Origin of the sequence: Klebsiella sp. CN_Kp066 (assembly GCF_040065135.1) — a bacterium.
Lineage (GTDB): Bacteria > Pseudomonadota > Gammaproteobacteria > Enterobacterales > Enterobacteriaceae > Klebsiella > Klebsiella oxytoca.
This window is the reverse complement of sequence record NZ_JBEAIU010000058.1, coordinates 12,961-36,550: the sequence shown is the minus strand read 5'-3', so window position 1 is coordinate 36,550 and position 23,590 is coordinate 12,961. Positions and strand designations below refer to the sequence as shown.

The 23,590-nt window shown below is 56.0% G+C and carries 24 protein-coding genes; 10 read left to right on the top strand and 14 right to left on the bottom strand.

Annotated features, from left to right (window positions below):
- Nucleotides 1-195: 195 nt before the first annotated feature.
- Both bioA and ABLV75_RS25635 read left to right on the top strand, forming a co-directional pair.
- On the top strand, nucleotides 196-1,485 hold the full coding sequence (gene bioA / locus ABLV75_RS25640) for an adenosylmethionine--8-amino-7-oxononanoate transaminase (RefSeq protein ID WP_024273937.1): 1,290 nt from the start codon (nucleotides 196-198) through the stop codon (nucleotides 1,483-1,485).
- Between the two features lie 69 nt (nucleotides 1,486-1,554).
- Nucleotides 1,555-2,031: a kinase inhibitor gene (locus tag ABLV75_RS25635; RefSeq protein ID WP_016808907.1), complete on the top strand. Its 477-nt coding sequence runs from the start codon at nucleotides 1,555-1,557 to the stop codon at nucleotides 2,029-2,031.
- 99 nt (nucleotides 2,032-2,130) lie between these two features.
- Here the strand turns inward: ABLV75_RS25635 and ABLV75_RS25630 are convergent, their stop codons facing one another.
- The 6 genes from ABLV75_RS25630 to hutI all read right to left on the bottom strand — a co-directional run bounded on the left by ABLV75_RS25630 (nucleotide 2,131) and on the right by hutI (nucleotide 9,981).
- Nucleotides 2,131-3,513 carry an amino acid permease gene (locus tag ABLV75_RS25630; RefSeq protein ID WP_004100403.1) on the bottom strand — a complete coding sequence of 461 codons (1,383 nt, stop codon included), beginning with the start codon at nucleotides 3,511-3,513 and terminating at the stop codon, nucleotides 2,131-2,133.
- A 100-nt stretch (nucleotides 3,514-3,613) separates the two neighbouring features.
- Nucleotides 3,614-5,149, bottom strand: a complete 1,536-nt coding sequence (hutH, locus tag ABLV75_RS25625) for a histidine ammonia-lyase (protein ID WP_004100402.1) — start codon at nucleotides 5,147-5,149, stop codon at nucleotides 3,614-3,616.
- Nucleotides 5,146-6,834 (bottom strand): urocanate hydratase, encoded by a 1,689-nt coding sequence (gene hutU / locus ABLV75_RS25620; protein ID WP_004100401.1) that lies wholly within the window; start codon nucleotides 6,832-6,834, stop codon nucleotides 5,146-5,148. The genes hutH and hutU overlap by 4 nt, the downstream gene beginning before the upstream one ends.
- Nucleotides 6,835-6,976: 142 nt before the next feature.
- On the bottom strand, nucleotides 6,977-7,702 hold the full coding sequence (locus ABLV75_RS25615; protein ID WP_004100400.1) for a histidine utilization repressor: 726 nt from the start codon (nucleotides 7,700-7,702) through the stop codon (nucleotides 6,977-6,979).
- Between the two features lie 54 nt (nucleotides 7,703-7,756).
- Entirely contained in the window at nucleotides 7,757-8,713 is a 957-nt protein-coding gene (hutG, locus tag ABLV75_RS25610) for a formimidoylglutamase (RefSeq protein WP_004100399.1), read from the bottom strand.
- Nucleotides 8,710-9,981, bottom strand: a complete 1,272-nt coding sequence (gene hutI / locus ABLV75_RS25605) for an imidazolonepropionase (protein ID WP_224232081.1) — start codon at nucleotides 9,979-9,981, stop codon at nucleotides 8,710-8,712. The genes hutG and hutI overlap by 4 nt, the downstream gene beginning before the upstream one ends.
- Before the next feature lie 177 nt (nucleotides 9,982-10,158).
- Between hutI and ABLV75_RS25600 the strand changes: the two genes are divergently transcribed.
- From ABLV75_RS25600 to ABLV75_RS25590, 3 genes are all read left to right on the top strand, one after another.
- Nucleotides 10,159-11,442 (top strand): putative acyl-CoA thioester hydrolase, encoded by a 1,284-nt coding sequence (locus tag ABLV75_RS25600; protein WP_004100394.1) that lies wholly within the window; start codon nucleotides 10,159-10,161, stop codon nucleotides 11,440-11,442.
- A gap of 409 nt (nucleotides 11,443-11,851) precedes the next feature.
- Nucleotides 11,852-12,064 carry a hypothetical protein gene (locus ABLV75_RS25595; RefSeq protein WP_004100392.1) on the top strand — a complete coding sequence of 71 codons (213 nt, stop codon included), beginning with the start codon at nucleotides 11,852-11,854 and terminating at the stop codon, nucleotides 12,062-12,064.
- Nucleotides 12,065-12,115: 51 nt separating this feature from the next.
- Nucleotides 12,116-12,670, top strand: coding sequence for a LuxR C-terminal-related transcriptional regulator (locus tag ABLV75_RS25590; RefSeq protein WP_004100391.1), 555 nt, complete (start codon nucleotides 12,116-12,118; stop codon nucleotides 12,668-12,670).
- A gap of 94 nt (nucleotides 12,671-12,764) precedes the next feature.
- On the opposite strand, the gene ABLV75_RS25585 is transcribed toward ABLV75_RS25590, so the two are convergent.
- Complete coding sequence (locus ABLV75_RS25585) at nucleotides 12,765-13,496, bottom strand: MerR family transcriptional regulator (RefSeq protein ID WP_004100389.1); 732 nt, start codon at nucleotides 13,494-13,496, stop codon at nucleotides 12,765-12,767.
- A 189-nt stretch (nucleotides 13,497-13,685) separates the two neighbouring features.
- The gene (locus ABLV75_RS25580) at nucleotides 13,686-14,909 is read right to left on the bottom strand and encodes a diguanylate phosphodiesterase (protein ID WP_004100387.1); all 1,224 of its coding nucleotides are present in this window, start codon (nucleotides 14,907-14,909) and stop codon (nucleotides 13,686-13,688) included.
- A gap of 335 nt (nucleotides 14,910-15,244) precedes the next feature.
- On the opposite strand from ABLV75_RS25580, the gene ycgZ reads away from it, so the two are divergent.
- The 3 genes from ycgZ (at nucleotide 15,245) to ABLV75_RS25565 (ending at nucleotide 16,253) form a co-directional block, all read left to right on the top strand.
- Nucleotides 15,245-15,490 (top strand): regulatory protein YcgZ, encoded by a 246-nt coding sequence (gene ycgZ, locus ABLV75_RS25575; RefSeq protein ID WP_004100386.1) that lies wholly within the window; start codon nucleotides 15,245-15,247, stop codon nucleotides 15,488-15,490.
- A gap of 118 nt (nucleotides 15,491-15,608) precedes the next feature.
- A complete protein-coding gene (locus ABLV75_RS25570; RefSeq protein WP_004100384.1) occupies nucleotides 15,609-15,932 on the top strand; it encodes a hypothetical protein in 324 nt (107 codons plus the stop codon).
- A gap of 54 nt (nucleotides 15,933-15,986) precedes the next feature.
- Entirely contained in the window at nucleotides 15,987-16,253 is a 267-nt protein-coding gene (locus tag ABLV75_RS25565; protein WP_004100382.1) for a biofilm development regulator YmgB/AriR family protein, read from the top strand.
- 249 nt (nucleotides 16,254-16,502) lie between these two features.
- Here ABLV75_RS25565 and ABLV75_RS25560 read toward each other — a convergent pair whose 3' ends face one another.
- On the bottom strand, nucleotides 16,503-17,972 hold the full coding sequence (locus ABLV75_RS25560) for a PLP-dependent aminotransferase family protein (RefSeq protein WP_032704828.1): 1,470 nt from the start codon (nucleotides 17,970-17,972) through the stop codon (nucleotides 16,503-16,505).
- Between the two features lie 127 nt (nucleotides 17,973-18,099).
- On the opposite strand from ABLV75_RS25560, the gene ABLV75_RS25555 reads away from it, so the two are divergent.
- Entirely contained in the window at nucleotides 18,100-18,576 is a 477-nt protein-coding gene (locus tag ABLV75_RS25555; RefSeq protein WP_004100378.1) for a GNAT family N-acetyltransferase, read from the top strand.
- 59 nt (nucleotides 18,577-18,635) lie between these two features.
- Here the strand turns inward: ABLV75_RS25555 and pgl are convergent, their stop codons facing one another.
- Nucleotides 18,636-19,631, bottom strand: a complete 996-nt coding sequence (gene pgl / locus ABLV75_RS25550) for a 6-phosphogluconolactonase (protein WP_004100376.1) — start codon at nucleotides 19,629-19,631, stop codon at nucleotides 18,636-18,638.
- A gap of 221 nt (nucleotides 19,632-19,852) precedes the next feature.
- On the opposite strand from pgl, the gene ABLV75_RS25545 reads away from it, so the two are divergent.
- Entirely contained in the window at nucleotides 19,853-20,671 is an 819-nt protein-coding gene (locus ABLV75_RS25545; protein WP_004100374.1) for a pyridoxal phosphatase, read from the top strand.
- Here the strand turns inward: ABLV75_RS25545 and modC are convergent, their stop codons facing one another.
- The 4 genes from modC to ABLV75_RS25525 form a co-directional block, all read right to left on the bottom strand.
- Complete coding sequence (modC, locus tag ABLV75_RS25540; RefSeq protein WP_004100372.1) at nucleotides 20,672-21,730, bottom strand: molybdenum ABC transporter ATP-binding protein ModC; 1,059 nt, start codon at nucleotides 21,728-21,730, stop codon at nucleotides 20,672-20,674. It lies immediately after the preceding gene.
- Between the two features lies 1 nt (nucleotide 21,731).
- Nucleotides 21,732-22,421, bottom strand: coding sequence for a molybdate ABC transporter permease subunit (modB, locus tag ABLV75_RS25535; protein WP_004100370.1), 690 nt, complete (start codon nucleotides 22,419-22,421; stop codon nucleotides 21,732-21,734).
- Nucleotides 22,421-23,194, bottom strand: a complete 774-nt coding sequence (modA, locus tag ABLV75_RS25530) for a molybdate ABC transporter substrate-binding protein (RefSeq protein ID WP_004100368.1) — start codon at nucleotides 23,192-23,194, stop codon at nucleotides 22,421-22,423. Before modA ends, modB begins: the two co-directional genes overlap by 1 nt.
- Nucleotides 23,195-23,337: 143 nt before the next feature.
- Nucleotides 23,338-23,487, bottom strand: a complete 150-nt coding sequence (locus ABLV75_RS25525) for an AcrZ family multidrug efflux pump-associated protein (protein ID WP_004848993.1) — start codon at nucleotides 23,485-23,487, stop codon at nucleotides 23,338-23,340.
- Nucleotides 23,488-23,590: the final 103 nt, after the last annotated feature.

Genomic DNA, 23,590 nt, shown 5'->3' with positions numbered 1-23,590 from the left:
AAGTCGTACACGTTCTATTTCACACTGCCTCTTTGTTGGCTGCACTCGCGCACCCCAGTGACATAGTGAACTTTGCTCATGGGGTTTTCTCGTTTGCCGCCTCGATGCTGCGCGAAATATTTTGTGTACGATTCATTGTAAGTTCAGTGTAGACTTGTAAACCTAAATGTTTTCAAAATGGTTTACAAGTCGATTATGACAACGGACGATCTCGCTTTCGATCGGCGCCACATCTGGCACCCTTACACTTCAATGACTTCACCGCTGCCGGTCTATCCGGTAGTGGCCGCCCACGGCTGCGAGCTGACCCTCGCCGGCGGCGAGCAGCTGGTTGACGGCATGTCGTCCTGGTGGGCGGCGATTCATGGCTACAATCACCCGCGCCTGAATGCGGCGATGAAAGCGCAGATCGACCAGATGTCGCACGTCATGTTTGGTGGGATAACCCACCCTTCGGCGGTGGCCCTGTGCCGCCAGCTGGTGGCGATGACCCCGGAAAGCCTTGAGTGCGTGTTCCTCGCCGATTCCGGCTCCGTTGCCGTCGAAGTGGCGATGAAAATGGCGCTACAGTACTGGCAGGCGAAGGGCGACCCGCGCCGGCGCTTTCTTACCTTCCGCAACGGCTATCACGGCGATACCTTCGGCGCGATGTCGGTCTGCGATCCGACAAACTCAATGCACAGCCTGTGGCAAGGTTATTTGCCGGATAACCTCTTCGCCCCGGCGCCGCAGAGCCGCTTCGACGGCGACTGGGATGAGCGGGATATGGCGCCGTTCGCCCGACTGATGGCCGCCCATCGTCATGAAATCGCCGCGGTGATCCTCGAGCCGATTGTTCAGGGCGCGGGCGGAATGCGGATGTACCATCCCGAGTGGCTCCGGCGGATCCGCAGAATGTGCGATCGCGAAGGTATCCTGCTGATCGCCGATGAGATTGCCACCGGGTTCGGCCGCACCGGTAAGCTGTTTGCCTGCGAGCACGCGGGGATTACGGCGGATATTCTGTGCCTTGGCAAAGCGCTAACCGGCGGCACCATGACGCTCTCCGCCACCCTCACCACGCGTCAGGTGGCGGAAACCATCAGCGACGGTGAAGCGGGCTGCTTTATGCACGGACCGACCTTTATGGGCAATCCGCTGGCCTGCGCGGTGGCGACCGAGAGTCTGCGTCTGCTGGAAAGCGGCGAGTGGCAGCAGCAGGTGGCGGGGATCGGAGTGCAGCTCAACGCCGAGCTGGCCCCGGCGCGCGAATCTGAACAGGTTGCCGACGTGCGGGTCTTAGGGGCGATTGGCGTGGTTGAGACGCATCGACCGGTTAATATGGCCGCCCTGCAGCGCTTCTTCGTCGAACAAGGCGTGTGGATACGTCCGTTCGGTCGCCTGATCTATCTGATGCCGCCGTACATCATTACGCCGGAGCAGCTAAGCCGCCTGACGCGGGCGGTTAACATCGCCGTTCAGGATGAAACATTTTTTAGCGAATAAGAGACGGTAAAGGCGCGGCGCACGCGCTACACTTCTTTGCTAATCAGTGAATTAATGCGAGGAGAGACGATGAAATTAATCAGTCATGATTTGCAGGACGGCGAGAAGCTGCCTAATCGCCATGTCTTCAACGGCATGGGCTACGATGGCGATAATATTTCACCGCACCTGGCGTGGGATGAGGTGCCGGCCGGCACTAAAAGCTTTGTGGTGACCTGTTTCGATCCCGATGCGCCGACCGGTTCCGGCTGGTGGCACTGGCTGGTGGCCAACCTTCCCGCCGATACCCGCGTGTTACCGCAGGGAGCCGGTTCCGGCCAGGCCGAACTGCCCGAAGAGGCTATTCAGACTCGTACCGATTTCGGTCAGACCGGATACGGCGGCGCAGCGCCGCCGAAGGGCGAGACCCATCGTTATATCTTTACCGTCCACGCGCTGGACGTCGAAAAAATTGCGGTCGATGAGGGCGCAAGCGGCGCGATGGTCGGCTTTAACGTCCATTTCCACAGCCTCGGCAGCGCGTCGATTACCGCCCTGTTTAGCTAATCCCCGGATGGCGGCGTAAACGCCTTATCCGGGCTACAGGTGAGTGCGATTGGGTAGCCCGGGTAAGGCGTCAGCCGCAACCCGGGTAAACCAAAACAATCACGACTCCGTCACCGCCTGCACGGCGTTTTTGCGCACCCGCGCGAACCACACCGCCGTCAGCAGGCCGAGCCACACCAGACCGGCGATCAGCGCAATCCGCGTCTCTTCCACCATCCCCAGCACCGCAATAACCAGTCCCATAAACAGTAGCGTCAGCAGCGGCGCAACCGGCCAGAACGGCACCGGAAACGCGATAGCGCTACGCTCCTCAGCGGACAGACCGCGACGCATCGCAAAGTGGGCCAGCAGGATCATTAACCAGACCCATACCGTCGCGAAGGCCGCCAGCGAGGCAATCAGCACAAACACCTGCTCCGGCATCAGATAATTCAGCACCACCGCTGCCAGCAGCGCCACGCCCATGACCACCACCGTCATCCACGGCACCCCGTTGCTGGCGATGCGCTGGAAACTCTTCGGCGCCAGCCCCTCTTTCGCCATACCGTACATCATGCGCCCCGCGCCAAAAATATCGCTGTTAATCGCCGAAATGCTGGCACTGATGACGATGATATTCAGAATGGTGGCCGCTGCCGGAATGCCCAGGCCATCGAAGATCAGTACGAAAGGACTACCTCGCTCGCCGAAGCTGTTCCACGGGAAAATCGCCATCAGAATCGCCAGGGTGCAGACATAAAACAGCACGATACGCAGCGGAATCGTATTGATCGCCTGCGGGATCACCTTGTGCGGATTCTTCGCTTCCGCAGCGGTGACGCCGATGATCTCAACGCCGCCAAAGGCAAACATGACGATTCCGAGCGAAGCCACGATCCCCTCCCAGCCGTTAGGGGCAAAGCCGCCGTGACTCCATAGGTTATCCAGCCCGGTTGCCGGGAAGGCGTTACCGAATCCGAAGAAAATAATGCTGCCGCCCGCCACAATCATGGCAATAATCGCCACCACTTTGATTAGCGACAGCCAGAACTCCATCTCGCCGAAAACGCGCACGCTGCACAGGTTCATGGCGCCGATAAAAAAGATAATGCTCAGCACCCAGATCCAGCGCGGAACATCGGGGTACCACAGCCCCATGTAGATGCCGAAAGCGGTCACGTCCGCGAGGGCGACGATCACCATCTCAAAGGTGTAGGTCCAGCCGGTAATAAACCCCGCCAGCGGGCCAAGATACTGTCGCGCGTAGCTGCTGAAGGAGCCGGAAACCGGGTTGCGTACCGCCATTTCCCCCAGCGCCCGCATCACGATAAACACCGCCGCGCCGCCAATCAGATAGGCCAGCAGTACCGCCGGGCCTGCGGCCTTGATCGCCGATGCCGAGCCGTAGAACAGCCCGGTGCCGATGGCGGAACCGAGCGCGATAAAACGAATGTGACGGGCATTCAGCCCGCGCAGCAGGTGTGGCTTGTTTTGTTGTTGCATATGCAAGTGTCCTGATAGTTTTTATACGACGACAAATATGCGTGTAGGGTGGCCGGAAGGAAGATATCCTCCCGGCGCAGGTACAGAGAACAGCGATGGTTTAGCGTTGGTCTGAGAGCACGGCAGGCAGCAGCCGCGTAAGATGACGTGCGGCCAGAAGCGCAATGGCGTTTTCGATATCCGGAGCGAAGAAGCGGTCTTCGGTGTAGTGGGTCACCCGCTCGCGCAGCAGGTGGCGCGCCTCTTCCAGCAGCGGACTGCTGGTCAGGCCTTCACGCATATCCAGACCCTGCGCGGCAGCCAGCCACTCTACGGCCAGCACGCCGCGGGTATTTTCCGCCATCGCCCACAGCCGGCGACCGGCGGCTGGCGCCATTGAGACGTGATCTTCCTGGTTAGCGGAGGTCGGCAGGCTGTCCACGCTGTGCGGATGCGACAGCGCTTTGTTTTCGCTGGCCAGCGCCGCCGCCGTCACCTGGGCGATCATAAAGCCGGAGTTGACGCCGCCGTTTTTCACCAGGAAAGGCGGCAGCTGCGACATATGGCTGTCCATCATCAGGGCGATTCGGCGCTCGGACAGCGAGCCAATTTCGGCAATCGCCAGCGCGATATTATCCGCCGCCATCGCCACCGGTTCGGCGTGGAAGTTGCCGCCGGAGATCACGTCGTTCTCGCTGGCAAATACCAGCGGGTTATCGGAGACCGCGTTGGCTTCAACCAGCAGCACTTCCGCCGCCTGGCGAAGCTGGGTCAGGCAGGCTCCCATCACCTGCGGCTGACAGCGCAGAGAATACGGGTCCTGCACCTTGGTGCAATTATGGTGGGATTGGGAAATTGCGCTGTCATCGGTCAATAGGTGGCGATAGAGCGCCGCGGCGTCAATCTGTCCCCGCTGGCCGCGCGCTTCATGAATACGCGGATCAAATGGACGACGCGATCCAAGCGCCGCCTCGGTGGTTAACGCCCCGCAGACCACTGCGGAAGCAAACAGGTCTTCGGCTTCGAACAGCCCGCGCAGGGCAAACGCCGTCGATGCCTGCGTGCCGTTGAGCAGCGCCAGCCCCTCTTTTGCCGCCAGAGTAATCGGCTCAAGCCCCGCCTGACGCAGCGCTTCCGTCGCCGGTAGCCACTCCCCGCCGCGCACCCGCGCTTTCCCCTCGCCAAGCAGGGTTAAGGACATATGCGCCAGCGGCGCGAGATCGCCGGACGCGCCGACCGATCCCTTCGCCGGGATCCACGGCGTTACCCCGGCGTTGACCAGGCCGATCAGCGCCTGAATCACGCCCAGGCGAATGCCGGAAAAGCCGCGCGACAGGCTATTAATTTTCAGCACCATAATCAGACGCGCGAGATCGTCATCCAGCGGTTCGCCGATCCCCGCCGCATGCGACAATACCAGTGAGCGCTGGAGATTTTCCAGGTCTTCGGTGGAGATACGGGTTTGCGCCAGCAGGCCAAAACCGGTGTTGATACCGTAGGCGGTGCGGCCTTCCGCCAGAATCGCGTTGACGCAGGCAACGCTGTCATCAATCGCCGCGAACGCGCTTTCGTCTAGCGTAATGTTCAGCGGCTGGCTGTAGACGTCGCGCAGCTGCGACAGGCTGAGTTGGCCCGGAATCAGTGTTAAAGCGTTCATTTAGCGTGCCCCTGCGTTGCTGCTACCATCGGAAGATTCAAACCTTGTTCTATCGCGCACTCAATAGCGATGTCGTAACCCGCATCGGCATGACGCATGACGCCGGTCGCCGGGTCGTTGTGCAGAACGCGGGCGATACGCGCCGCCGCTTCATCGGTACCGTCGCAGACGATAACCATGCCGGAGTGCTGCGAAAAGCCCATCCCTACCCCACCGCCGTGATGCAGCGACACCCAAGTCGCGCCGCTGGCGGTATTCAGTAAAGCGTTGAGCAGCGGCCAGTCGGAAACGGCGTCGGAACCATCGCGCATCGCTTCCGTTTCGCGGTTCGGGCTGGCGACCGAGCCGGAGTCAAGATGGTCGCGGCCGATGACGATCGGCGCGGAGACTTCGCCGCTGCGCACCATTTCGTTAAACGCCAGCCCCAGCTTCTGCCGCCACTCCAGTCCTACCCAGCAGATACGCGCCGGTAGTCCCTGAAAGCTGATACGCTCGCGGGCCATATCCAGCCAGTGGTGCAGGTGCTTATCGTCTTTAACGATCTCTTTCACTTTCGCGTCGGTTTTATAGATGTCCTGCGGGTCGCCGGACAGGGCAACCCAGCGGAACGGACCGATGCCGCGGCAGAACAGCGGGCGGATATAGGCGGGAACGAAGCCCGGGAAAGCAAACGCGTCGTCAACGCCCATCTCCTGAGCCATCTGGCGAATGTTATTGCCGTAGTCAAACGTCGGCACGCCCATTTCGTGGAATGCCAGCATCGCCTGCACGTGGTCGGCCATTGAGCGTTTTGCCGCCAGGATAGTGCCCTGCGGGTCAGACTCGGCTTTAGCCTGATACTCTTCCCAGGTCCAGCCTTTCGGCAGATAGCCGTGCAGCGGATCGTGGGCGCTGGTCTGATCGGTCACCATATCCGGACGCACGCCGCGCTTCACCATTTCCGGCACGATTTCCGCCGCATTGCCGCATAGCGCGATAGAGATCGCCCGACCTTCGGCGGTGTATTTTTTAATGCGCGCCAGCGCGTCATCCAGCGACGTCGCCTGTTCATCAACGTAGCGGGTACGCAGGCGGAAATCGATGCGGCTCTGCTGGCATTCGATATTCAGCGAGCAGGCACCCGCTAAGGTCGCGGCCAGCGGCTGCGCGCCGCCCATGCCGCCCAGACCAGCTGTCAGTACCCAGCGGCCCTTCAGGCTACCCTGATAGTGCTGGCGACCGGCCTCAACAAAGGTCTCATAGGTGCCCTGCACGATGCCCTGGCTGCCGATATAGATCCAGCTGCCGGCGGTCATCTGGCCGTACATCGCCAGCCCTTTGGCATCCAGCTCGTTAAAGTGTTCCCAGGTTGCCCAGTGCGGCACCAGGTTGGAGTTAGCGATCAGCACCCGCGGCGAGTTTTCATGGGTTTTGAAGACGCCCACCGGCTTGCCGGACTGCACCAGCAATGTTTCGTCGCTCTCGAGGTTTTTCAACGCCTTCACGATGGCGTCGTAGCATTCCCAGTTGCGCGCCGCGCGTCCAATACCACCGTACACCACCAGCTCATGCGGGTTTTCGGCGACATCCGGGTCGAGGTTATTCATGAGCATACGCAGCGGGGCTTCGGTCAGCCAGCTCTTCGCATTTAACGTCGTGCCACGCGGTGCACGTACGTCCTGCTGGCGGTATTTGCTTTGCGACATCGGGGGTTCTCCTGACAATTAACGTTGTGTACGTAAATACATATACTTGTCTATACAAGCATGCGCAAGACAGGATTTAACAGAAATGATACATTTTTGTTATATTGCGTCAGCAATCACGTTTTGCCGACGCGCAGAGCGTTCAGGAGCCAAAATGGCCCTGGAGACGGTAGCGGCTGCCGGGGAAAAGCAGGCGCGCGTGGGAGACAATATGGGTGGTGGACCAGGTACGGCGGCGGATCAGCAGACACGGGTCGTGGGCATGAATATGCAGCAGCGCGCACTCCTCCGCCGTAGCCTGCACTGCCTCAACAATGTGCTCTCCCTCGGTTAAGGGGGCGATCAGCGACAGATAGTCGTGGGGAGTGGTGACGGTGTAGTCCTGATGCAGATAGTCCGGCACCACGGCGGCGTTAACGCAGCGGTCCTCAATCTGTACCGGGATCTCATTTTCAAAATGCACCATCAGCGAATGGAAAATGCGCGTTCCGGCGGCTACGTTCAGCGCTGCGGCCTGAATCAGGTCAGCCTGAGTCTCCTCCAGCAGCAGCACCTCGCAGCGGTGCTGATGATGGCGAGAGGCGATTTCTTCAGCGATGCTGCGCACTTCAAACAGCGCCGACTGCCCTTTTGGCTCCGCAACAAACGTTCCCACTCCCTGTAATCGCACCAGCAGGCCTTCATCGGTCAGCTCGCGCAGCGCCCGGTTAATGGTCATACGGCTAAAGCCAAACTGCGCCACCAGCTCCGCCTCCGAGGGGATGCGATCGTGCGGCCGCCAGACGCCGCTGTGGATCTTTTCGCTAATAGCCTGTTTCACCTTTTCATAGAATGGCGCAGGCGCGGAACGAGGTTGCGATGAGAACATGGCCGGGCTTCCTTGTGCTAATGGGCAGCGAAACGTCCAGAATATACTGAATCGCTATTGCCACCAATGGGCGATTTGCCACGCCAGACGCGCTGCCGCGCGGGCTCCCTGGCTATCAATATCGTACTGCGGGTTAAACTCGACCAGATCAACCGCCTGGAGCTTACCGCTGCGGCACAGCGGCTCGACGATGCGCAGCAGCGTCGCCAGCGGAACGCCGAGCGCAGCCGGCGCGGACACTGCGGGCATTTCACGCGCGGGCAGCACGTCGAGATCGATAGTCAGATACAGGCGATCGTAGCGGGCAATAAGATGCTCGATTTGCGGGATAACCCGCGCTTCAAAGGCGAAGAGCACCGCTAAATCGTCAATGATCGTCACCTCGCGGCGGGCAGCTTCGTCCAGCAGCGCCCGGGTATTAGCGGCGTAACTCACGCCGATACAGGTGTAGTGAAAAGCGCGCCGCTGCGCTTCACAGGCCAGCGCCAGCTGACGAAACGGCGTACCCGAGCTGGCCCGGTCGGCAATACGTAAGTCCAGATGCGCATCAAGGTTAATAATGCCAACCTCATCTGTGGGAAACGCGTCCAGCACGCCGGCGCCGTGGCCGAAAGCCGTCTCGTGACCGCCGCCCAGCACCAGCGTACGCTTGCCCGCGCGTTGGCAGGCCGTAACCGCTTCGCGCAGCACCTGCTGCGCCGCTTCCAGCGCGTCGCCCTCTACGCTGACGCTCCCCATATCCACGCAGCGGTCGTGGCCGTCGTGGCTGGCCATATTCGCCAGCGCCCGGCGCAGGATTTCCGGGCCTTTAGCAGCGCCGGTTCGTCCTTTATTACGCCGAACCCCTTCGTCGCAGGCGAATCCCAGCAGAGCAATGTCACCGGGCTGCGCCTGCGGTTCAAAACGTTCGACGCGGGCGATAGTCTGAAACAGACGCAGCGCGTTGGCCGCCTCCGCGCTATCGTCGCGTCCCTGCCAAATCTCGGCGGGCGTCGGTTGCCATAGCTTCATACAATCTCTCCTCGCACCACGCGCTGCCAGAGCGGGCTGCGCCCCGGCTCATAAACCATCTCAACCGGATGCGCCGCATCCCAGATAGCAAAATCGGCAACGAAGCCCGCCGCCAGCTGACCATGGCTCGCCTGACGGCCCAGCGCCTGCGCCGCATGACGGGTTACGCCTGCCCACGCCTCCTCCGGCGTCAGGCCAAATTTCACGCAAGCCATATTCATCGCCAGATGCAGGCTGGCGAAGGGGCTAGTGCCGGGGTTGTAGTCCGTCGCCACCGCCATCGGAACCTGATGTTCGCGCAGCAGTTCAACCGGCGGCCTGCGGGTTTCGTTAAGGAAATAGAACGCGCCGGGCAGAAGCACCGCCACGGTGCCGCTGCGGCTCATCGCCGCCGCGCCCTCTGGGGTCAGGTATTCGATATGGTCGGCAGACAGGCCTTTATAGCGGCTCACTAATTCGGCGCCGCCCAGCGAAGAGAGCTGCTCAACGTGACCTTTTACCGGGATACCTAATGCCTGGGCCGTACTGTAAACCCGTTCAGTCTGCGCGGGGGTAAAGCCGACGTTTTCGCAGAAGGCATCGACGCTTTCGAATAACCCCTCTTCCCACAGCGCCGGGAGAAGAGTCTGGCACACCAGATCGATATAGCCGTCCGGGTCGCCTTGATACTCCGGCGGCGTGGCGTGGGCGGAAAGCAGCGTTGGCGAAATATCCACGGCATGCGTCGCAGCAAGCTGTTGTATCACGCGCAGCATTTTGCGCTCGTTTTCAAGGTCCAGCCCGTAGCCGGATTTAATCTCCAGGGTGGTGACGCCTTCGCGCAGCAGACGAGCCAGCCGCTGGCGGGCCAGCGCCAGCAGCTCCGCTTCGCTGCTTTCCCGGGTGGCGCGCACGGTCGCGTTAATGCCGCCGCCGTTTGCGCTAATGGTCTGGTAGGAAACGCCGTTGAGGCGCTGCTCCCACTCCTGCGCCCGGCTGCCGCCAAAAACCAGATGCGTATGGCAATCGATCAGCCCCGGCGTAAGCAGCCTGCCGCCGAGGTCGATACTTCGGCCGGCTGGCGCATCGCCTTCGGGCACAATGGCCTCAATACGGCCATCGCGCACCAGCAGCACGTGGTCCTCCAGCAGGCCATAAGGCCGGGCGTATCGAGGGTCGAGGGTAGCAAGGCGGACGTTTCGCCAGATTACGCGTTCGGAAAGAGTCTGTGTCATTGCGGTCAACTTGTCATGGGTTGTATAGACATTTATTTTGATTCCACGAGAAATGTCAACTCAGACCGGGGCAAATGTTATTTATTTGTGATCAAAAGCGGCCCGTTTCCGGCGCTGAATATGTAAAGGAAGCAACTTTTTTGCGCTACATCTTCCCGTTTCGCTTAAGTTGGTATAAAACAGCAGGCTTTAAAGGACTTATCCCCTTAATTTATTCTTGCCCGGAGCAACATGAACACATATTCCGTTTCCCGCCTGGCGCTGGCGCTGGCCTTTGGCGTGACGTTGTCCGCCTGTAGTTCGACGCCTGCCGATCAACAGCCCTCAACGCAGACTGCGCCGGGCACGGCCTCTCGTCCTGTTTTAACCGCCGATGAAGCAAAAAACTTTTTACCGGCGAGCTATTTCCAGTCTTTGGATCCTAACGCTGCGGCGTGGAGCCCATCCGCCATCAGCCTGCCGGCGCAGCCGGATTTTGTCGTGGGTCCTGCGGGCGCCCAGGGCGTAACGCATACCACCATTCAGGCCGCGGTGGATGCGGCGATTATCCGCCACTCCAACCGTCGTCAGTTTATCGCCATTATGCCGGGCGAATATGCGGGCACCGTATACGTTCCGGCGGCGCCTGGCGCGCTGACCCTGTACGGCACCGGCGAGAAGCCGATTGACGTCAAAATCAGCACAGCGCTTGATTCAGAAATGGATCCGGTCTCCTGGCGTCACCAGGTCAATCCGGGCGGTAAATATATGCCGGGTAAACCGGCCTGGTATATGTACGACAGCTGCCAGAGCCGACGTGCCGCCACCGTTGGCGTTATGTGTTCCGCGGTATTCTGGTCGCAGAACAACGGCCTGCAGCTGCAGAATCTGACCATCGCCAACAACCTTGGCGACAGCGTTGACGTGGGGACGCATCAGGCGGTGGCGCTGCGTAACGATGGCGATCGGGTACAGATTAACAATGTTAATATCCTTGGCCGCCAGAATACCTTTTTCGTGACCAACAGCGGCGTGCAAAATCGCCTGCAGGATAACCGCCAGACCCGTACGCTGGTCAGCAACAGCTATATAGAAGGCGATGTGGACATCGTTTCCGGTCGCGGAGCGGTCGTGTTTGAGAATACCGACTTCCGCGTAGTCAACTCGCGCACCCAGAAAGAGGCTTACGTTTTCGCCCCTGCCACCCTGAAAAGCGTGACCTACGGCTTCCTGGCGATCAACAGCCGCTTTACGGCGTCCGGCGATAACGTCGCGCAGCTGGGCCGCTCGTTAGACGTTGACGGCAATACCAATGGCCAGGTCGTTATTCGCGACAGCGTCATTAACGAAGGTTTTAACATTGCCAAACCGTGGGCTGATGCGGTCGGTTCCAATCGTCCTTTCAGCGGCAATACCGGAACGGCGGATGCCAAAGGCAACCCGCAGCGTAATCTGAACGACGCTAACTTCAATCGCATGTGGGAATACAATAACCGCGGCGTGGGGAGCTTCGTCGTCGCTGAACCGAAACAGTAACGCCTGACTTGAAGGGGGAGCGCCTCCCCCTTTCTCCTCCTCTTTCCTGCGGCCCCCTTTCCGTTGCAAATCATTACCTGGCGTCATGACGCTCTTTCATCAGAGCAGGCGACAATCCTGTACAAGTTTTTCACATTTTTATTACACCATAAGATAAGTAAAATCATATAGTTAAATTTATTTGTTAAAAAAACCCACTAAATGTACAAAATTTTTCTGCAAAAATTGTACATCCTGAAAATCGTGACTATAGTTATTACGTAAGTTTTGATTACTCTGCATTACCGAATTCTTATGAATTAAAAATTGCACACCATTTCTCTGAAATGGTGAAAAAACCGTATAGCAAAGATGGTGTTATCACTCATCTTTGTTAGTTGATTATGGCTAAAATAACCCGGGATTAACCATGCAGATAAAGAACACCATTCCAGCAGAATTTATATTTAACTCTGCGTTGCTGAAAAACATCGAACATATGGTGCGAATGGAGAACGAGGCCGTGAGCAATGAACGTTTAATCGTTGAAGTTCAGCGCCGTCTGAATGTCGAGAAAAATGAAATACTCGCTGACTTATACACCCAGACGCTGCATATGTTACGCGCGAAAAATCATCACTAAGCGTGATTTGTTAAAGTATTCTTTAATTAACACTTCTGCCTCGGAGGACAAATGAATAACGACAAGCAAGGTCTCTTTTTTAATCATTACGATCTTTGGATTAACAATAACCTTCTTCGTCAAGGATTACAGCTTGTACTAGATTCATTATCACCAGGCTGTTTTCATGGAAAATACGTCTTTTTCACCAGCGATAACTATTATGCGGTGCTCAATCATCATTACGACCGCAAAAGAGTTCGTTTTGTCCTGCTCACCGACGGCAACGATCTGAACTTCCTTAGCGAAATTCCGATGTACAGAATTCCTGCGCGCTCAACGCCCGCTGAGATAAAATCTTTTATTCTTCGCCCGACGTTGTTTGGTAAAAAACCTGACAGTGAAGCTGAAAGTATTGTTTTTACCAACCGCGAAAAAGAAGTGATTCGCCTGATGAACGATGGCGAAGCGATGGTTAATATTGGGAAGTCACTGAATTTACATATTAAAACAATTTACCAAATTCGCCTGACCTTAATTAAAAAACTAGGCTGTTCTGGTCGCACTGATTTTTTTAATATTAGCCGCAGCGAAACATTTAAAGCCTGGACTCAGCAAAATTTCTGATAGTTTACCTACCAGCGCATGTTGCCATGCTTCAGGAAGACAAGCGGCGGAAAAACATCTCTAAGAATGTTCCGCTGCTAACCCTCTAAGTCGCTTACTCTCCGTGAAACTCGATGGTAAAGCCCTGACTTTGCCAATGGCTAAGTAATTCTGCCTGCAAAGGGGTCAGCGCGCGGCCGGTCCAGACAAAGATGTGCTGACCCGGGAACAGTTCCGGGCGAGGAGAGTCGAGCGGTTCCGCCAGCACATTAACGTGCCAGGCGCGCTGGGACAATCGCCATGCTTCCAGCCACAGGCGAGTGCGATCTTCATTACCCCATCCTACTAACAGCGTCTCTTTACCCACCTTCTTACGCGATTCCGCAAGGATGGACGCCACGCAATCTATCAAAATGCCATCCAGCATACTGATGATAGCCAGGGAAGTATTCTGGTCGAGATTAAGCTTGCTGCGCACGGGGACAAACAGCCGGTCAATAAGTTTATCTACGGGATATTCATGGCTGAGGGACATGATGCGGGTGCGTAATTTTGAGGGCTGGACACCTCGCAGAAGCGTCATCATCTCTTCCTGGAGCAGGACGGCTGCGTCTTGCGTTTCAGGCTGATGGCCTTCCAGAAGCGCCTTAACTTTGCCAACGGAGACGCCGCGATCGATCCAGCGTTTGATTTCCTCAATCCGCTGAACGTCCTCCTCGTCAAACTGGCGGTGTCCACCCTCGCTTCTCTGCGGCTTTAGCAGACCGTATCTACGCTGCCATGCACGCAAAGTAACAGGGTTGATTCCGCAACGTTCGGCAACTTCACCGATGCTGTAATATGCCATTAGCGCCCTCTAACCTGATAATACTTTACCGACTAAATTAACTAATTTAGACGAGTTGTACAATTAACTTTTCTTGTACAGCTAAAATTAACAGGTCGGACGCCAATGTACACAGCAAAAAACAAGGCTTATTTTGCCGTTATACACGGCTTTTTAAGCGAAACGCTGCGCTGAGCAGCGTTCAAAAAATTAAAGAAGCTCGCAGGCTATTTTTTTCTCCGGCCAGGCTACCGGCGGAATGCCCCCGAAGCACGGGCTGGCAAATAAATTTCCCTGGAAATGCGTAATCCCCGCTGATTCCAGCCACATCCACTCTTCCGCCCGCTCAACCCCCACCGCTGAAATGGCAATTTCCAGGGAATTACAACATTTAATAATCGCCTGAACGATTGCCTGTTTCGGGCCGTGCTTATGGATATCTTTGACCAGCTGGCGATTAATCTTAATGCGGTCCGGCTGAAACTGCGCCAGCAGCACTAGCCCGGCAAACCCGGCGCCAAAGTGATCGATAGCCACGCGAATTCCCGCAGATTTTAGCTTTCGTACTGAATCGGTAAATTCATCAACGCGAGAAATCGCTTCGCTCTCGGTGAATTCCACAATAATTTGCTCGGGAATCAAACCACTGGCTTCAATTTCAGCCAACAGAAATTCGACAGCGTTGGGAACATTGACCAGCGTCATGGGTAACAGATTAATCGACAAGGTGCGTCCACGAAGATGCAAACGTCCCGCCATGGCGAAGGCGATGCGCTTACTGTGCAGATCCGTCCAGTAGATTTCCTCTCGCGAAAGTCCGTCAAAATAGACCGCTGGCGATTCACCGGAGTTGGTGCGCAGCAGCGCTTCATAGGAGACGACCTCTTTGGCAAACGGATCGATCACCGGCTGAAAAGCAAAGCTGCACTCGGCCTGCTCGAGCGGGGTTTCAGGATACCAGGCCTCGTCTTCTATCACAAAGTCCCAGCTTTCGGCCGCAGGAATTTCGTAATAGTTCTCCTTTTCCGTGGCTTCGACGAAGGTACGGAAAAAGTGGAGAGCTCTGTCGTCATAGATGAGCTGATATTTCGAGGTTCCTTTATCCAGTACGGCCTGCAGAACTTCATCGCGGTCAAACTCTCGTAAATCAAAGAGTTCCATACCGATTTTGCCAAAGCGACGGGTCGGCCCATGGTCTCTGAGGAGCTCAACGAGGTTATGGTGCCGCGGGTCTTCGCAAATATGGCGATAAATTTCCTCAACCTTCTCTTCAGGTCCTTCTAATAGTTGAAAAAAATGGGTGCCGTTAAAAAGCAAAATACCCGACACGTCTTCCTGACCATTTTTTACATTTGCTGCAGCAACCATGCTTTCGAGCGATTTAATTGACACGTTGTCGCAGATATGGCTGCGATAAATGATGGTAGTGAGCATGAAATTTCCGACAGAAGAGATGAATGCTAATGAGATATTACAGTAGCAGGTCTACCCACATAAGTCCTGTAAAACAGCGCGCGTCCTTAACAAATAAATCACATTAACATCCTCTTTTCGCTGACATTCTTACCATCCTGCACACCTGTACAAGCCGTACATCTCCACTCGCTGTTTACCTTAAGATTTGTACAATTTTAAAAGCTTACAAATCAATATGTTATAAAAAATATTAAGAAAATTAACATATTTTTTCCATTTTCTATGTACAAGTTGGCAAACATTGTATAACTTTAATCGCAACTTTACTGATAATTGAACTGACAGGAGCACATATGCAGCAGAACGGTTACATTCCTGACACGGCTAACGCTATTGCCCATTACTTCAATAAAGCTTCGTTGCCTTCTCAGCAGGAAACGTTGGGACAGATTGTTATGGATATCCTGAATGAAGGACGGAACCTGAATCGCAAATCCCTGTGTACGAAACTGCTGAGTCGCCTTGAAGTGGCTTCAGAACCTGAAGAAGAAAACCATTATCAAACGTTGATTGGTCTCTTGTTTGAGCATCAGGGGTAAAAGTAGCTTCAGTTATCTGGTGATTTAAGTCGTTACTGAATGAGGAAATATAGGGGATGGGCCAGTATCTGACACGGATTACCGGCTTGCTACTAAATTCCCAGTCAAGGAGATGACAATGATCAGAGATACCGTTATGAATCACAATGATTATGATCCATTAACCGATGTATTGATTGGAGAGGCTGTCCTCTCGCTACTCAAAAGCAAGGGGCCTATTAGTAAACAAGCACTGATCGGTAAACTCCAGGCCATGCAGGCCGGAGAACAAGATAACAAGCGGCGGAATGCAATTGGGCGTATTATCGATGAAATCAGTAATATGGTAGCTCGCCGTGGAAACAACAAAACTGTGGGTACTTCAGGCGCTAAACACAATTGGGATAAGCCGAATTCATTATTAGGCTCCCCTCAGCAGCCAGGTACTAATAAAATACACTGACCTCTAACGGTCGAATGTTTAACTCACAACGTAGAGAATATGATGAGACAGACTATGCATCAGCAACCGGATATTTACGCAGGCCTGAACGATACCGCACTCTCTGAATATTTCCGCAACGCAGGCGACAGGCTGATCGATGAATCAGCAGTAATGTCACTGGCTATCAGCAGCATCCTGGAGTCTGAGGGGCATCTCAACAATAAAGCGATTATTCTGTGGTTAATTACGGCGCTGGAGACTACCAGCGATGTCGTAACCGCCGACGTTATCCGCAAAACGCTGGAAATCGTCGTAAGCTACACCATGGATGATATCTGATTTTTTAACCGGCAGTCATTCACAGGGATGTCACCTATCGCTAAGCGAATGGTTGTTTCGTTATATAGCTGTGGATACATCTACAATCCATGCGCAATATTATTGTTCTTAACACTCGCCTCCGCTGAGCAGATGACTCATCTGCTCAGCGGTGTGAGTTAATTATAAATAAGATTTAATTTATTTTTGCTCGCCCTCGCCAGAAATAAACGCGATAGTTTTTGTTTCAATAAAGCCTGCGGTATTGGGTTATATGACCGCCGCCAGACGGCGAATCCCCTCTGCCAAAACCTCTGGCGGATGGTTTGCAAAGCCAAGCAATATTCCCTCACGTGACATTGGCCGCTGGCAATAGCGCGCAAAAGTTTGTACACCTAAGCCTATCTGGCGCGCCTTCCGCACCACCTCCTGTGCCCGTAAGCCATCCAGCAGCCAGCAGACTAAATGCACGCCGGAATCCGTAGGATGCACCAGCATGCGCCCGGGAAAATAGAATTTAATCGCCGCCTCCAGCGCGCTTTTTCGCTCAAAACAGGCTTTACGGATCCGACGAACGTGGCTGGCATAGTGCCCCTCGCGGATGAAACGCGCCAGAACGGCCTGTTCCAGATATCCGCTACAGAGGTCAGTATAATATTTGGTGATGGCAAACTGTTCGCGCAAATGCTCGGGGACAACTAAAAAGCCCAGACGAAATGCCGGATACATCATCTTAGAGAATGTACCCGCATAGATGACCCGCTGATGTTTATCCAGCCCCTGCAACGCCTGCAGAGAGCGGGCGGCATAGCGAAATTCGCTATTGTAATCATCTTCGAATATCCAGGCGCGGTTAGCTTCCGCCCACTCCAGCAGAGCAAGCCTCCGCGGCAGACTCAGCGTGCCGCTGAGCGGAAACTGATGCGACGGCGCGGTATAGACCAGCTTAGCCCCGGGATAATGGTCTATTCCATCCTGAATATCCATGCCCTCATCGTCAACCCGAACGGGCCGAACAACGGCTCCCCTGGCGGCGAATGCGCCGCGAGCGCCGTTATATCCGGGATCGTCCAGCCAGACTTCATCGCCCTCTTCCAGTAAAGCCTGCGCGGCGATCGTCAACGCTTGCTGAATGCCGTTAACAATAATCACCCGATCTTCGTGGCAATTTACGCCGCGCGTCGCCTGTATATAGTCGCTGATTGCCTGACGCAGCGGCAGGAATCCCCAGGAGGAGGCGTGCGATGCGAGTTCACGGCGCGATTGCCGCCAGACGCGCCCCAGCAATCGCCCCCACAAAGCATGAGGGAAAAGATCGGTACAGCCAATACCGACGGCAAAAATCGCGCCCATCTCTCCGCTATCTTCGCTTTCCGTCCATGAGGGTACCAGGGCTGACACATCAGGGTTCAGCGGCCCAACGCTGGCTATTGCCGTTTCCGGCACCGTCGACGACCCGTACTCGCTAATGACGTGATCCGGAATATGGTCGCAGACAAAGGTGCCTGCCCCCTTGCGCGTCAGCAGATAGCCTTCATCAATCAGGCGCTCAAACCCGGCAATGACCGAGTTGCGGGAGATCGCCATCATCTCAGCCAGCGCCCGGCTGGAGGGTATTTTTGCACCCGCCGATAACCGGCCATCCAGAATCGCGTGGCGCAGGGCGTGATAGACCTGGTCTTTAATCACGCCGCGCGTTAATAACAGTTCCTGGAACAGAGGGGCAATGGGTTTTGGCATGAGCGGCAGCGGCATCAACGTAATAAAAGTGGATCCTATAAATATACAGAAAGTGTCACTTTTTAGGAACCAGAACGCCTCCTATCATAACGCACAACCATCCGGTTTCTAAAAGTAAGGAAGAAGCATGAAGAGCCAGAAAACCGACGTTAACCTCGCGGAAATTACCCTCCAACCCGCAGCTGAAACTGACTTTGCCGCGTGGCTGCCGCTGTGGAAAAGCTACCAGACGTTTTACCGCGTCGACATCCCGGACACCGTCACGCAACTCACCTGGAAGCGTTTTTTCCATTCTGTCGAACCCATGTATTGCGCGGTGGCAAAATGCGAAGGCAGGATTGTGGGATTCGTTCACTATCTCTTCCACCGCTCTACCTGGGCCGAAAGCGACTACTGCTATCTGGAAGATTTGTTCGTTGATCCGGCCGTTCGGGGCCAGCATATCGGCAAACAGTTGATTGAGTATGTACAGCTACAGGCGCGGAAGCGTCACTCAGCCAGCCTGTACTGGCACACGCATGAAACCAATCTGCGGGGTCAGCGCTTGTACAACTGGGTCGCGGAGAAAAGCGGCATGATTGAGTATCGTATGCGGGTGAAATAGCCCTTGCGCCAGGCGTAAAAAAACCTCGCCGCGGCGAGGTTTCGGTCACACCTGCGGGCTTAACGAGCGTTGACCACCACCCACATCGGGCCCTGGCCTACGGCATAGCGCCCTTTTTCCTGCAGCAGCCCCTGCTTGCCTTCGATTTCATACACCGCAATATGATGCGATTTCTGACCGGCAGCGATGAGGAATTTGCCGCTATGATCGAGATTAAAGCCGCGCGGCTGGGTTTCGGTATTTTGATAGCCCTCGATGGACAGCACGCTGCCGTCTTCCGAAACGCTAAAGATGGTAATAACGCTGGCGGTGCGATCGCAGGCGTAGAGGTGACGGCCATCGGACGTCAGGTGAATATCCGCCGCCCAGCGAACGCCGGTGAAATCAGGCGGCATCATGTCCAGCGTCTGCACGCACTCGATTTTGCCGTGTGGATCCTTCAGCTCCCATACGTCAACGGAGCTGTTCAGTTCGTTAACGCAGTAGCCGTATTGCTGGTTCGGATGGAAGACCATATGACGCGGGCCAGCGCCTTCAACGGTGGTCACCTCAGCCGGTTCCTGGGCAGCCAGGAAACCGTCGTCGCTCAGGGTAAACAGGCAGATACGATCCTGTTTCAGCGCCGGAACCCACAGGGTGCGATTGTCCGGGGAAATATTTGCCGAGTGGCAGCCTTCCAGCCCTTCCACCACCGCCACCGCTTCCCGCGGCAGGCCGTCCACCAGCGGCGTAACGCTTACGCAGCCCGCGTTATAGGATGCGCTGAACACAAAGCGGCCCTGATGATCGGTAGAGATGTGCGTTGGGCTACCGGGCAGCGCGGCTTCGCCAGCGAAGGTCAGGGCGCCATTATCGGGCGCAATGCGGTAGGCCAGTACGCGAAACTCCGGACGCACGCCGACGTAGAGATACTCTTTGTTCGGGCTCACCACCATCGGCTGCACCTGCCCCGGGGCATCAACAACCTGCACCAGCGTCAGTTTCCCCTCAGGATCCAGATCCCAGACGTGAATCTGCTGGCTTTCCGGGCTGGCGGTATAAACGGTTTGTTTCATGAATACTCCTTCCTCACTGCACGTGGAAATTTCATTTTTCAGACTAACGGCGCCCTGAAAAATACAATACGCATACACAACATTTTTCAGATTGCCTCCAGGCAGCCTGAAAGATCAAGTGTATCGGCTCTTTAGCGGTAGATGCTGAAAAGTTTGCCGGAATGGCACAGCGGTGTACCATCATAGCCTGCTAACTTTTCATCATTAACCGGAAACAACACATGACCTCACGCGTGATTGCCCTGGATTTAGACGGCACGCTCTTAACCGGCAAAAAGACCATCCTCCCCGCCTCGCTCGACGCGCTGGCTCGCGCCAAAGACGCTGGATACCAGATCATTGTCGTCACCGGACGACATCACGTCGCTATCCATCCTTTTTATCAGGCACTGGCTCTCGATACACCTGCAATTTGCTGCAATGGTACTTATTTGTATGATTATCATGCAAAAAAGGTGCTTGAGTCCGATCCGATGCCGGTCGATAAAGCCCTGAGCCTGACGGAGCTGCTGAACCAGCATGATATTCACGGCCTGATGTACGTTGATGACGCCATGCTCTACGAGCAGCCGACCGGGCACGTCATCCGCACTGCCAACTGGGCCCAGTCTCTGCCCGTCGAGCAGCGCCCGGTATTTACTCAGGTCGACTCTCTGGCGCAGGCGGCGCGCGAAGTTAACGCCGTGTGGAAATTCGCCCTGACCGATGAAGATACCGCCAAACTGCAGCGCTTTGCCCTGCACGTTGGCCAGACGCTGGGCCTGGAGTGCGAATGGTCGTGGCACGATCAGGTGGATATTGCCCGGGAAGGCAACAGTAAAGGTAAACGCCTGGCGCAGTGGGTGGCGTCCCGGGGACTGTCAATGCAGGATGTTATCGCTTTCGGCGACAACTATAACGACCTCAGCATGCTGGAGGCCGCCGGCACCGGCGTAGCGATGGGCAACGCGGTAGAGGAAGTGAAAGCGCGCGCCAACGTGGTGATCGGTGAAAACGAAACCACCAGCATCGCCGACTACATCTATCGCCACCTGCTGTAATCAGGCGGCTATCGACACGCTTTTTATCTGCGCATACAGCCGCTGGCCCGGGGCAACGCCCAGATCATCGCGAGCCCAGGGGCTGATGCGCGCCCACAGCGTGCGGCCGCTTATCTCCAGCCGGACCTCAACCTGCCCATGGCTTTCAATACACTGCATAACCTCCGCGGGCAAAATATTGCGAATACTGGTTTGCTGAGCGGGCTGCAGTACCAGAGACACGTCCGAGGCCTGAATGCGGATGCGCGCGGTTTCGCCCAGCGGCCTGTCAAGCCGGTTGACCCATATCTGCTGGTCGCCGATCGCCAGGGCGGTCATCGTATACTGCGGATGCTGGGCGGCAACAATCGCGCTCAGAATGGTACTTTGCTGATCCTCGGGCAGCCAGGGGTGCATCACGCTACTACTCCACACCTCTTCCAGGCAGCCAAAGGCTTTCACCTTCCCCGCCTCCAGCACCAGCACGTTATCCGCCAGGTGCTGGATCTCATCAAGAGAGTGGCTGACGTACAGCATCGGGATGTTAATTTCGCGCGCCAGCCGCTGCAGATAGGGCAACAGCTCGCGCTTGCGCGGGATATCCAACGATGCCAGCGGTTCATCTAACAGCAGCAGCTCCGGCGCGGTAAGCAGCGCCCGGCCAATCGCGACCCGCTGTTTTTCTCCGCCGGAGAGTCCTCCCGGTAGCCGATCAAGCAGTGGCGCAATGCCGAGCAGATCGACCAGCTTATCGAACTGTCCGGCCATATTTTTTGCCATGCCATATTGCAGATTGCCGCGCACTTTATAGTGCGGAAACAGGCGCGCGTCCTGAAAAACATAGCCAATGCGGCGTTTTTCCGGCGCCAGGCAGATACGTTTTTCAACATCGTTTAGCACTCTGCCGTTAAGGACAATGCGCCCCTGCTGCGGGCGGGTCAGGCCGCTAATAGCGTTGATCAGCGAGGTTTTTCCCGCGCCAGAGACGCCGAATACCGCTGTAATGCCGCTGGCAGGGAGCGTCTCGCGGATTTGCAGACAGTGGGTTCCCAGCGTCTGGGTAAAATCGAGTTCAAGCATGTTATTTCCCCATCCGCTGACGGCTGAGGCGGGCCAGCCATTCGGAAATCAGCAGCGATACCAGCGCCAGCACAATCGAAATCAAGCATAAACGCGCGGCTGCGCCCTCGCCGCCGGGAGTCTGAATCAGGGTATACATTGCCGAAGGGATGGTACGCGTTTCACCGGGAATATTGGAAACAAAAGTGATAGTGGCGCCAAACTCGCCCAGCGAACGGGCAAAAGCCAGCACGGTGCCGACGATAATACCGGGTAGCGTCAACGGTAGCGTAATAGTGAAAAATACGCGCCAGCGCCCAGCGCCCAGGGTACGCGCCGCCTGCTCAAGCTTGATGTCCACCCCTTCCAGCGCGAGGCGAATGGCCCGCACCATCAGCGGAAAGGACATGACCGCCGCCGCCAGCACCGCGCCGCGCCAGCTAAACGCAAAGCTCAGCCCAAACCAGTCATATAGCCAGCTGCCGATAAAGCCGCGGCGCCCCATCGCAATCAGCAACAGATAGCCCACCACCACCGGCGGCAGCACCAGCGGCAGGTGGATAACGCTATCGAGCAGCGCTTTACCGGGAAAATCTCGTCGCACCAGCAGCCAGGAGAAAAAGATGCCAAAAGGCAAGCTCAGTACCACCGCCAGGGAGGAGACTTTCAGGCTCAGCAGTACCGCCTGCCATTCAGGATCGCTTAAGAACATTAGTGGGTAGTGAATCCGTAACGTTTAAAGATGGCGGAAGCTTCCGGCCCTTTTAAATAGTCATAAAACGCGCTGACCGTCGCACTGTTATGCCCGTCGACGATAGCCAGCGGATATTCCACCTTCTTATGGGAATCTTCCGGGAAGGTTCCGACGACTTTTACGCCTTTGCTGGCGACCGCATCGGAGCCGTAGACGATCCCCAGCGGCGCTTCGCTGCGTTCAACCAGGGCCAGCGCGCCGCGCACGTCCTCTGCCGGCGCCAGCTTCGGCGACAGGGTTTCCCAGGCTCCCAGCTTTTGCAGCGCCTCTTTCGCATAGATGCCAGCAGGCACGTGTTCCGGGTCACCTACGGCCAGGCGGCCGCCTTTCAGCAGGCTGGTCCAGTCGGTTTTATCATTGATGTTTATCTCGCCCTGCGCGCTGGCTTTTGGCGCCACGACAACCAGGCTGTTACCGAGAAGGGTCGTCCGAGAAGCAGAATCAATGCTCTTTTTCCCGGCCGCGTAATCCATCCATTTTTGATCGGCGGAGATAAACAGATCCGCCGGCGCGCCCGCTTCAATCTGGCGCGCCAGCGTGGATGAAGAAGCAAATGAAGAGACAACCTCAACGTTCTTCTCTTTCTCATACTCTTTAGCGATATCCTGCATGGCGTTAGTGAGCGATGCTGCGGCAAAAACCGTCACTTTGCCCTCATCCGCCAGCGCGTGACCGGCAACGCAGAGCGTTAACGTTGTTCCGGCAAAAAAGCGTAACCATTGACCTGCCATCTGAATCTCCCGTAGGTTCGTTATGTAGCTGACAATATAACGATAGAGCCAGGACTTTCCCAGAGAAAATTAGGGGTAATGAGCGGAGGATCAAACGAAGGGGGAAAAATAAAAACGCCCGGTCAAACCGGGCGCGGGGGAAATCAGTGGTTTTGCGGCCTGCTGTCTTTATGGCCGGCTCCGGAGAAGAGGTTAAACACTTCGCCCAGCCCGTAAATCAACCCCAGGATGACAGCCATCACCACAGGGACCATGACTACGGCAAAAACCAGACTTTTCAATAGCTCTAACATGGTTGGCTCCAGAAAGTACGAATACTTTATTGTAACGAATTCCGCCGGAAAAACACGCCCCATTTGTGCGGTGCCTCACGGGCTGCCGCCGCAGAAGCATCTT